The organism is Pararhodobacter sp. SW119 (assembly GCF_017811755.1).
Classification (GTDB): domain Bacteria; phylum Pseudomonadota; class Alphaproteobacteria; order Rhodobacterales; family Rhodobacteraceae; genus Pararhodobacter.
The window spans coordinates 1-9025 of record NZ_JADDJF010000077.1 but is presented as its reverse complement, the minus strand read 5'-3'; the positions used below and the strand labels follow the sequence as shown (position 1 = coordinate 9025).

The following is a 9025-nucleotide window of genomic DNA, read 5'->3' as shown; positions in this document are numbered from 1 at the left end:
TGATGCCCTCGAGCTCATAGCGAACGAGGGCATCTTCTGGACATGGACCTGACCGAAAACCATACAAAGTCGAGCTCAGAACATGGCCACGTGTTTCCTGCCGGCATCGGTCATCTGAAACGGATGGCGGCGCTGGTCGAGGACCCCGCCTGCGACCTGTCGGCCCTGATCATATTGGAATGCCAGGACCTTCTGGCACAGATTGCCGAGAAGACGGAGAGAATCGAGGCGAAGGCCAGGACGCTGAAGGCGCTCGCAACTGAGACCGATACGGCGCGCCGGTTGCAGACGGTGCCAGGCGTTGGTCCTCTGACAGCGCTGGCGGTCGAGGCCTTTGCTCCCGAGCTGGCGCAGTTCCGGTGTGGCCGAGACTTCGCGGCTTGGTTGGGACTTCTGCCGCGCCAGCATTCCACCGGCGACAGGCGCGGCCTGGGCGGGTATCGAAGGCCGGTCAGACCGACATCCGGCGGCTTCTGATCATCGGGGCGATGACCCGGATCATGGGTCGGGCGCGCCACAGGGTTCCGGCGGAGAGTTGGATCGGGCGGATTCTGGCCGGGAAGCCGAAGATGCTGGTTGCGATCGCGCTGGCGAACAAGATGGCGCGGCAACTCTGGGCAATGATGACGAAGAGCGAGGATTACCGGGATCCGGCGCTGGTGGCTGCGGCATGAGCCATATGTCGCAAGCCAGTGTCGGTGACAGGGGAGTGTGAGAAGACGATGACCTGAATGGGCGCAACGATCGAACAGATCTGGATCGGGAAAACCAGCTGACCACGACCGCATTCGATCACACGCCAATGACGTCAGAAACTTCTTGCTCGAAGGGCGGCAACCAAAGAAGTGGTTTACTCCTCAGTTCTTACCCAGTCGGCTCCGGTGGTTCTTGATCAGCGCCTTGTCAGCGCGATCGGCCGGGGTTATCTTACTCCAATAACCGTTGGGGTGCCCCGTCCGGGGCTGAGAGGCCAAAGCCAACCCATCGAACCTGATCCGGATCATACCGGCGTAGGGAACGGTAACGACGCGCGGCAAATTGCGTCCCAGCCGTTTCCTTGCACCGGTGACAGCAGCAAGGAGCGGCACTTGGTTCCGGTAGCATTGACCATAGCAGGGTCCGATTCGGGCGGCGGCGCGGGCGTTCAGGCGGATCTCAAGGCTTTCTCGGCGCTGGGGGTTTATGGCGCTAGTGTCATCACCGCGCTGACTGCTCAGAATACCCGCGCCGTCACGATGGTCGAACCCGCCAGCCCGGCGATGATTGCCGCGCAGATCGACGCCGTATTGGACGATCTGGCAGTGCGTGTGGTCAAGCTGGGCATGTTGGGCGGGCGCGAGGCGATTGCCACGGTCGCACAGGGGCTGGCGGGCCGCGCGCTGCCCATCGTCCTGGACCCGGTGATGGTGGCGAAATCCGGCGATCGGCTATTGCCGCAAGAGGCGCTGGAAGTGCTGCGCCACGAGCTTCTGCCGCTTGCCACGCTGCTGACACCGAACTTGGCCGAAGCCGCCGAGTTTCTGGGTTGTGCCCCCGCGCAAGACGAGGCCGAGATGGCGCGGCAGGGCTATGCCCTGTGCAAGATGGGGCCGCGGGCGGTGCTGATGAAAGGCGGGCATGGGGCGGGCGCGATTTGCGTTGATCTGTTGATCATGTCGGAAGCTACGGTGCGCCTGACCGCGCCGCGTCAGACCACGCGCAACACCCATGGCACGGGCTGCACTCTGTCAGCGGCGATTGCAGCGGGGCTGGCGATTGGCATGGGGTTGGAACAGGCCGTGACCCGCGCGCATGGTTATCTTCAGGGCGCGATTGCTGCGGCGGATGGCTTGGGGGTCGGGTCTGGCTACGGGCCGGTGCATCATTTCCACGAGGTCTGGCGCGATGAGTGATATCACCATCATCGGGGCGGGGGTCGCGGGGCTTTGCGCGGCCTACGCGCTCAGTAAGGCGGGGCTGACCCCGCGCCTGATCGACCGAGCCGGCGCACCGGGGCCGCATGGGTGTTCATGGTGGGCAGGCGGGATGCTCGCGCCGTTCTGCGAAGGCGCTGTTGCCGTGCCCGTCATTGTCGCGCATGGGCAGCGGGCGGCGTCGTTCTGGGCCGAGGTGACGGAGGTCACACATCGCGGCTCGCTGGTTCTGGCCTTGCAGCGCGACCGGGTCGAGTTGGATCGTTTTGCGCGCCGCACATCGGGGCATCGCGTGGCGGATGATCTGGCCGCGCTGGAGCCAGACCTTGCCCACCATAAGAGCGCGCTTTTCTTTGGCGCCGAGGCGCATCTGGATCCGCGCCGCGCTTTGTCCGATCTGGTGGCCGCACTGGCGGCGCGGGGCGTCGAAATCGAACAGGGCGAGGTCACCCCCGACAAGATTGCAGGCCCGGTGATCGACGCGCGCGGTATGGCCGCAGACCTGCCTGATCTGCGCGGGGTGCGGGGCGAAATGGTGGTGCTACGCGCGCCCGAAATTGAGCTGTCACGCCCGGTGCGTCTGCTGCATCCGCGCCATCCGCTGTACATCGTGCCGCGTGCAGGCGGGCTCTTCATGTTGGGCGCCACGCAACTGGAAAGCAGCGACCGGCGCGGCGTTTCGGCCCGCGCGGTGCTGGAACTTCTCAGCGCCGCCTATGCGCTTGATGCGCGCTTTGCCGAGGCCGAAGTGCTGGAAACCGGCGCCGACGTACGCCCGGCCTTTGCCGATAACGTGCCGCGCGTGAGCGTCCAGGGGCGGGTGCTGCATCTGAACGGACTGTTTCGCCACGGCTATCTGATGGCGCCAGCGCTGGCCACCCAGGCCGCCGATTATCTGACCAGGGGCATAAAGGGGGATCTGGTCCATGAGGATTGAGGTGAACGGCGAGGCGCGCGAGGTGGCGGGACCGACCCTGGCCGACGCGTTGGGCGAACTGGGCTGGGGTCCGGCGCGCGTGGCCACGGCGCTGAACGGCGCTTTCGTGCCGAAGGCCGCGCGCGCGGGCACCGCGCTGAAGGATGGCGACCGGCTGGAAGTGCTGGCCCCTATGCAGGGGGGCTAAGGGGATGCGCGATTTCTATGGGGTCACGCTTGGCAACCCGCTGATGCTTGGCACGGCGCAATACCCTTCTCCCGCCGTGCTGGAGGCCGCATTCCGCCAGTCCGGCGCCTCGGTTGCCACAGTATCGCTGCGGCGCGAGGGCGGGCAGGGGCGGGCGTTCTGGGACATCGTCAAGCGCTTGGGTGTTCACATCCTGCCCAATACCGCCGGCTGCCATTCCGCGCGCGAGGCGATCACCACCGCCCAGATGGCGCGCGAACTTTTCGAGACGAACTGGATCAAGCTGGAAGTGATCGGCCATGCCGACACCTTGCAGCCCGACCCGTTCGGCCTGCTCGAGGCGACCGAGGCGCTGGCCGCCGATGGATTCGATGTCTTTCCCTACACGACCGAGGATCAGGTGCTGGCCGCGCGCCTGCTTGATGCCGGTGCGCGGGTGCTGATGCCCTGGGGCGCGCCCATCGGCTCTGGCCTGGGGCTGAACAACCGCTACGGGCTGAAGACGCTGCGCGCCGCCTTTCGCGATGTGCCCATGGTGATCGACGCCGGCCTTGGCCTGCCCAGCCATGCCGCGGATGCGCTGGAGATGGGTTTTGACGCCGTACTGCTGAACACGGCCGTAGCGCAGGCTGGCGACCCGGTGGGCATGGCCCGGGCCTTTGCGCTGGGCGTGCAGGCGGGCGAACTGGCACGGGATGCGGACCCGATGAACTCGCGCGACATGGCCCAACCCTCGACCCCGGTTATCGGAAAGGCCTGGCTATGACGCTGCCCCGTTTCTATCCGATCATCGACTCGCTTGCCTGGCTGAAGCGTGCGCTGCCGCTGGGCGTGAAGCTGGTGCAGCTGCGCATCAAGGACCACCCTCAAGAAGCGTTGCGCGCCGATATTCGAGCCGGGCTGGCGTTGGCGCGGGCGCATGGCGCGGCGCTGGTGGTCAATGACCACTGGCAAATCGCCATCGAGGAAGGTGCCGACTGGCTGCATCTGGGGCAGGAGGATCTGGACGAGGCCGATATCCCTGCCATCCGCCGTGCGGGGCTGCGGCTGGGTCTTTCTACGCATGATCATGCCGAACTCGACCTTGCTCTGGCCCTTTCGCCCGATTACGTGGCACTGGGCCCGGTCTATCCGACGATCCTGAAGAAGATGAAGTGGCACCAGCAGGGGCTGGAGCGGATCACGGAATGGAAGCGGCTGATTGGTGACATCCCTCTCTGCGCGATCGGCGGAATGAGTGTCGAGCGGGCCGAGGGGGCTTTTGCCGCCGGGGCCGACATTGTCTCGGCCGTGACGGATATCACGCTGAGCCCTGACCCAGATGCGCGTATGCGGGACTGGCTGAGGGTCTGCGCATGAACCGCTATGCCCGCCAGACGGTGTTGCCAGAGATCGGCGCGGCCGGGCAGGCGCGTCTGGCGCGCGCGCGGGTGCTGGTGGTGGGGGCCGGGGGGCTGGGCGTGCCGGTGCTTCAATACCTTGCGGGGGCAGGTGTCGGGCAGATCACGCTGGTCGATGACGATGCGGTCGCAGCACATAACCTGCACCGCCAGCCGCTTTACCGAATGGACCAGATCGGCCAGCCAAAGGCGCGCGCGGCGGCAGCCGCCCTGGTCGCGCTGAACCCTGAGGTCACGCTTACGCCCCGCTGCGAAATGTTGGACCCGGCCAATGCACCCGCCCTGGTGGCCAGTGCCGATCTGGTGCTCGATTGTGCGGACACTTTCGCCGCCAGCCTGACGCTGTCGGACATCTGCTACGCGCAGGGAAAGCCGCTGATCACCGCCTCGGCGCTGGCGCAGGCGGGCTATGTCGCGGGCTGTTGCGGGGGTGCGCCATCACTTCGCGCAATTTTCCCCGACCTGCCCGAGCGCGGCGCGACTTGCGCCACGGCGGGCGTGATGGGGCCGGTGGTGGCGGCCGTGGGCGCGTTGCAGGCGCAGATGGCGCTGTCGTGGCTGCTGGGCCTTGCGCCAACGCCCCTTGGCCTGCTTGTCAGCCTTGATGCCGCCGTCTGGCGCATGGGCGGCTTTCGCTTCGATGCGGCACCCGAGCCGCACCACCCCTTGCGCTTCATCGCCCGCAGCCAGATCCGCCCGGAAGACCTGCTGATCGACCTGCGCGCTGAGGCCGCACCCTTCTGCGCGCAGGCCCGCCATATCCCGCCAGAGGGCATCGCCTCCCTGACCCCGCCCGATGATGGCCGTGTCGTGCTGGCCTGCGCCACGGGCCTTCGCGCGCACAACGCGGGCCAAAGCCTGCAATCCCGCTGGCAGGGCGATATCGCCCTGCTGGCGCTCACCGACTGAAAGGACCATCGATGAAACACCTTTTCACCGCCCTTGCCCTCTGCGCGCTTGCCCTGCCCGCGCAGGCGCAGGACCGGCTGAGCGTCATGCTGGATTGGTTCGTGAACCCCAACCATGCGCCGATCGTGCTGGCGCAGGAGCTGGGCTACTTTGCCGATGCCGGGCTCGAAGTCGAAATCGCCACGCCCTCGGACCCGAACGCGCCCCCGCGCATGGCGGCGGCAGGCCGCGTCGATCTGGCGATCAGCTATCAGCCGCAGCTGCATCTCAGCCGCCATGACGATCTGCCCTTGCGCCGCGTCGGCACGCTGATTTCCACGCCTCTGACCTGTCTCGCGGTGCTCGCCGACGGCCCTGCGCAAGACTTCACGGACCTGCGCGGCGGCCGGGTTGGCTTTGCCGTTGCGGGTGTGCAGGAGGTGATGCTCGATGCGATGCTGGCCCATCACGGCATGGCGCCGGATGATGTGGAGCGTATCAACATCGGCTGGTCGATCTCGCCGGCGCTGATGGCAGGGCAGGTCGATGGCGTGATCGGCGCATTCCGCAATTTCGAGCTGAACCAGCTTCAGATCGAAGGCACCGAGGGGCGCTGCTTCTATCCCGAGGCCGAGGGCGTGCCCGCTTATGACGAATTGATCTATGTCGCCAATCCCGAGCCCATGAACGCCGATGCCATCGCGCGCTTTCTCGAGGCCACGGCACAGGCCACCAACTTCATCCTGAACCAACCCGACCGCGCTTGGGAGATCTTCTCGTCCACAGCATCGGAACTGCAAACCGAGCTGAACCGCCGCGCCTGGGCCGATACCTGGCCGCGCTTCGCCACCCGTCCTGCGGCACTGGATGCCGGGCGCTATGCGCGGTTCGAGGCGTTTCTGGCCGAACGCGGCGCGACGCAGGGCGGCTTGCCTGTCGAGGCGCTTGCCATCGACGTGACGGCAGCGACGCCATGAGCGCACCAGACTATGGCTGCGCCTTTTCACTCTGGCGCGATCAGACGCCTGCATGGCGGGCCTACACGCACCACCCCTTTGTAGAGGGGCTGCGCACGGGTAGCCTGCCGCGCGCGAATTTCCTGCACTACCTGCGGCAGGACTACATCTTCCTGATCCATTTTGCCCGCGCCTGGGCGCTCGCCGCGGCCAAGGGCGAGACGCTCGCCGAGATTCAGGCAGCCTCGGCTACAGTGCAGGCGCTGGCGCATGTGGAAATGCCGCTGCATGTGCAGATCTGTGCGCGCGAAGGCATTGACGCCGCCGCACTGGAGGCCACCGAGGAGGCACCCGCGAACGTTGCCTATACGCGTTATGTGCTGGAATCGGGCTATTCGGGCGGTTTCCTCGACCTGATGGCGGCACTCGCGCCCTGCGTGTTGGGTTATGGCGAGATCGGCTTGCGGCTGAAGGGTAGCGGTGGGCCTTATGCAGACTGGATCAACACCTATGCGGGCCACGACTATCAGGGTCTGTGCCGTGATGTCGGCACGCTGATCGACGGGGCACTGCTGCATCGGCTGGGGCCGGACTGGGCCAGCCTGCCCCGCGCGGGGCACTTGTCGCAGCGTTTCGCGACGGCTACCCGGCTGGAAGTGGGTTTCTGGCAGATGGGGCTCGACTTGCGATGACGGCGGTGGCCCTTCAGGGCGACCTGTGGATGGGGGACGCACCGTTGATGCGCAACCTTTCACTTGACATGCCCGCCGGGCGCTGGTCCTGCCTGCTGGGGCCTTCGGGCGTGGGAAAATCCACCATCGCGCGTCTGATTGCGGGGTTGCCGGGGCCGCAGCAGCTGCGGGGCAGTCTGGAAGCAGGCGATGGCCTGCCGCTGGCGGGCCGCGTGGCGCTGATGGCGCAAGGCGGGCAGCTTCTGCCGTGGGCCGATCTGGTGCGTAATGTGACTATTGGCGCGCGGCTGCGCGGTACGCGACCAGACGTGGGCCGCGCGCATGAACTGCTGGCCCAGGTGGGGCTGGCCGGGATGGAACGCCGACGCCCGTCCGAGCTTTCGGGCGGGCAGGGTCAGCGCGTGGCGCTGGCCCGCGTGCTGATCGAGGATGCGCAGGTCGTGGTGCTGGACGAACCCTTCTCGGCGCTCGATACGGCGACCCGACTGGCGATGCAGGATCTGGCGGCAAGGCTGCTCAAGGGGCGCACGGTCATCCTGATCACGCATGACCCGCTCGAGGCGCTGCGCCTTGCAGACCGCGCATGGATTCTGGCACGCGAGGGGGCGGAGACGCTGTCGCTGCCCGACACCCCCTCGCCGCGCGACTTTCGCGCGCCGGATGTGCTGGCCGCACAGGCCGCATTGCTGGCGCGCTTGCAGGGGGATGCGGCATGCGCAGGTTGAACGCGGCCCCGTTGCGCGCGGCTCTGGCGCTGGGCGTTGCGCTTGTGCTGTGGCAGGCAGTTGTCTGGCTGACCGGCGTGCCGCGCTTCATCCTGCCTGGCCCGGCCCGCGTGGGCGTGGCGCTGTGGGACAATGCCGCGCTCTTGCTGGAACATGCGCGCTTCACCGTTGCGAACCTCTTGACCGGGCTGGCCGCGGGCGTGGTGCTGGGCGTGGCCACGGCGCTGAACCTCGCGCTTTCACCGATCGCTCGGCTGATGCTGCGGCCCATGCTGATTTTCGCGCAGGCGGTGCCGGTCTTCGCGCTGGCCCCGATCCTGACGCTATGGCTGGGCTATGGCGCAGCGTCCAAGATCGTGATCGTCATGCTGGTGATCTATTTTCCCGTCACCTCGGCCTTTTTTGACGGTCTGATGCGCCTGCCCGCGTCGCTCGCCGATTTGGCGCAGATGATGCGCGCCAAGCCCCTGCACCGGCTCATCCTGCTGCAGGTGCCCCACGCGCTGCCCGCGCTGGTCTCGGGCCTGCGGTTGGCGGTGGTCTATGCACCCTTTGCCGTGATCATCGGCGAATGGGTGGGCTCGTCGCGTGGGCTGGGTTATCTGATGCTCATGGCAAACGGGCGCGGGCAAACAGATCTGATGTTCGCCTCTCTTCTCGTGCTGGCCTCGATGAGCCTTTTGTGCTTTGCGGCGCTGGAACGACTCGTGCAAAGTGGCCCGCAAAAAAAGGTGAAGAGGCAACGACTGCCATTCTCTGATCGATCGAGTTATGGTAGATTTTGAATGAAGCACGTTCTGTTATCTCGGACCATTTTAAAGATGCTTTTGCTGATCGAAGCCGCTTGCCCAAGAGCCGCAAGCGTCCGCTGTTTCGACTCTCTGCAATCAGGGCGGGATCGCAGACGGGTGCGACGATTTCCAACATCAGACAATGCGACGTCAGGCCCTCATACTCGCCCGCTCCGTAGCGGATCACCAGGTCCATGTCGCAGCGTTGGAAGTCGATTAACCGGTTATTTGCATTTATGCGGATGTTGAATTCTGGGTGACGGGCGCGAGCGCGGCGTCGAGATCAGCCTTGAGACAACCGTGCGGAGAATTGGCACCAACCGTTGAGATGACTGGAGCAGGCGATGCTGCGCTTCCGGCGTATGCGATCCTTCCAGACCTTCTCCGCCGTCCACAACCACTTCAACCAGGAGCGTCATCTCTACAGCCGGGAGAACTTCAAGCTCAATCGCGCCGCCGCTCTCGCCGAGCGGCGTCAACTCGGCGCGGCTTTAGGCTCAGGACCCATAAAGTTGCTTGAGCACCGAGCGGTTGCA

Annotated in this window: 11 protein-coding genes, 1 pseudogene and 1 riboswitch; all 12 genes and pseudogenes read left to right on the top strand. The window is 66.0% G+C overall.

Annotated features, from left to right (window positions below; genetic code table 11):
* Positions 1-42 precede the first annotated feature (42 nt).
* Positions 43-477, top strand: coding sequence for a transposase (locus IM708_RS19355; RefSeq protein WP_348525008.1), 435 nt, complete (start codon positions 43-45; stop codon positions 475-477).
* A gap of 456 nt (positions 478-933) precedes the next feature.
* A riboswitch (TPP riboswitch) is annotated at positions 934-1034 on the top strand.
* 54 nt (positions 1035-1088) lie between these two features.
* Entirely contained in the window at positions 1089-1892 is an 804-nt protein-coding gene (gene thiD / locus IM708_RS19350) for a bifunctional hydroxymethylpyrimidine kinase/phosphomethylpyrimidine kinase (protein ID WP_209428218.1), read from the top strand.
* The gene (locus IM708_RS19345; protein WP_209428216.1) at positions 1885-2850 is read left to right on the top strand and encodes an FAD-dependent oxidoreductase; all 966 of its coding nucleotides are present in this window, start codon (positions 1885-1887) and stop codon (positions 2848-2850) included. Before thiD ends, IM708_RS19345 begins: the two co-directional genes overlap by 8 nt.
* On the top strand, positions 2840-3037 hold the full coding sequence (gene thiS, locus IM708_RS19340) for a sulfur carrier protein ThiS (RefSeq protein ID WP_209428214.1): 198 nt from the start codon (positions 2840-2842) through the stop codon (positions 3035-3037). Before IM708_RS19345 ends, thiS begins: the two co-directional genes overlap by 11 nt.
* A gap of 4 nt (positions 3038-3041) precedes the next feature.
* The gene (locus IM708_RS19335) at positions 3042-3803 is read left to right on the top strand and encodes a thiazole synthase (protein ID WP_209428212.1); all 762 of its coding nucleotides are present in this window, start codon (positions 3042-3044) and stop codon (positions 3801-3803) included.
* On the top strand, positions 3800-4396 hold the full coding sequence (locus IM708_RS19330) for a thiamine phosphate synthase (RefSeq protein WP_209428210.1): 597 nt from the start codon (positions 3800-3802) through the stop codon (positions 4394-4396). The genes IM708_RS19335 and IM708_RS19330 overlap by 4 nt, the downstream gene beginning before the upstream one ends.
* Positions 4393-5346 (top strand): HesA/MoeB/ThiF family protein, encoded by a 954-nt coding sequence (locus tag IM708_RS19325; protein WP_209428208.1) that lies wholly within the window; start codon positions 4393-4395, stop codon positions 5344-5346. The genes IM708_RS19330 and IM708_RS19325 overlap by 4 nt, the downstream gene beginning before the upstream one ends.
* 11 nt (positions 5347-5357) lie before the next feature.
* Entirely contained in the window at positions 5358-6302 is a 945-nt protein-coding gene (locus tag IM708_RS19320; protein ID WP_209428204.1) for an ABC transporter substrate-binding protein, read from the top strand.
* A complete protein-coding gene (locus tag IM708_RS19315; protein ID WP_209428202.1) occupies positions 6299-6973 on the top strand; it encodes a TenA family protein in 675 nt (224 codons plus the stop codon). Before IM708_RS19320 ends, IM708_RS19315 begins: the two co-directional genes overlap by 4 nt.
* 47 nt (positions 6974-7020) lie before the next feature.
* Positions 7021-7698, top strand: coding sequence for an ATP-binding cassette domain-containing protein (locus IM708_RS19310; RefSeq protein ID WP_245243339.1), 678 nt, complete (start codon positions 7021-7023; stop codon positions 7696-7698).
* On the top strand, positions 7686-8483 hold the full coding sequence (locus IM708_RS19305) for an ABC transporter permease (RefSeq protein ID WP_209428199.1): 798 nt from the start codon (positions 7686-7688) through the stop codon (positions 8481-8483). The genes IM708_RS19310 and IM708_RS19305 overlap by 13 nt, the downstream gene beginning before the upstream one ends.
* Before the next feature lie 299 nt (positions 8484-8782).
* Positions 8783-9025, top strand: a pseudogene (locus tag IM708_RS19300) (hypothetical protein); the annotation flags it as partial.

What these genes read in the sequence shown, in the direction of transcription:
- IM708_RS19355 (WP_348525008.1), top strand. Translation starts at nt 43, where the DNA reads ATGGACCTGACCGAAAACCATACAAAGTCGAGCTCAGAACATGGCCAC.
- IM708_RS19345 (WP_209428216.1), top strand. Translation starts at nt 1,885, where the DNA reads ATGAGTGATATCACCATCATCGGGGCGGGGGTCGCGGGGCTTTGCGCG.
- thiS (WP_209428214.1), top strand. Translation starts at nt 2,840, where the DNA reads ATGAGGATTGAGGTGAACGGCGAGGCGCGCGAGGTGGCGGGACCGACC.
- IM708_RS19335 (WP_209428212.1), top strand. Translation starts at nt 3,042, where the DNA reads ATGCGCGATTTCTATGGGGTCACGCTTGGCAACCCGCTGATGCTTGGC.
- IM708_RS19330 (WP_209428210.1), top strand. Translation starts at nt 3,800, where the DNA reads ATGACGCTGCCCCGTTTCTATCCGATCATCGACTCGCTTGCCTGGCTG.
- IM708_RS19325 (WP_209428208.1), top strand. Translation starts at nt 4,393, where the DNA reads ATGAACCGCTATGCCCGCCAGACGGTGTTGCCAGAGATCGGCGCGGCC.
- IM708_RS19320 (WP_209428204.1), top strand. Translation starts at nt 5,358, where the DNA reads ATGAAACACCTTTTCACCGCCCTTGCCCTCTGCGCGCTTGCCCTGCCC.
- IM708_RS19315 (WP_209428202.1), top strand. Translation starts at nt 6,299, where the DNA reads ATGAGCGCACCAGACTATGGCTGCGCCTTTTCACTCTGGCGCGATCAG.
- IM708_RS19310 (WP_245243339.1), top strand. Translation starts at nt 7,021, where the DNA reads ATGCGCAACCTTTCACTTGACATGCCCGCCGGGCGCTGGTCCTGCCTG.
- IM708_RS19305 (WP_209428199.1), top strand. Translation starts at nt 7,686, where the DNA reads ATGCGCAGGTTGAACGCGGCCCCGTTGCGCGCGGCTCTGGCGCTGGGC.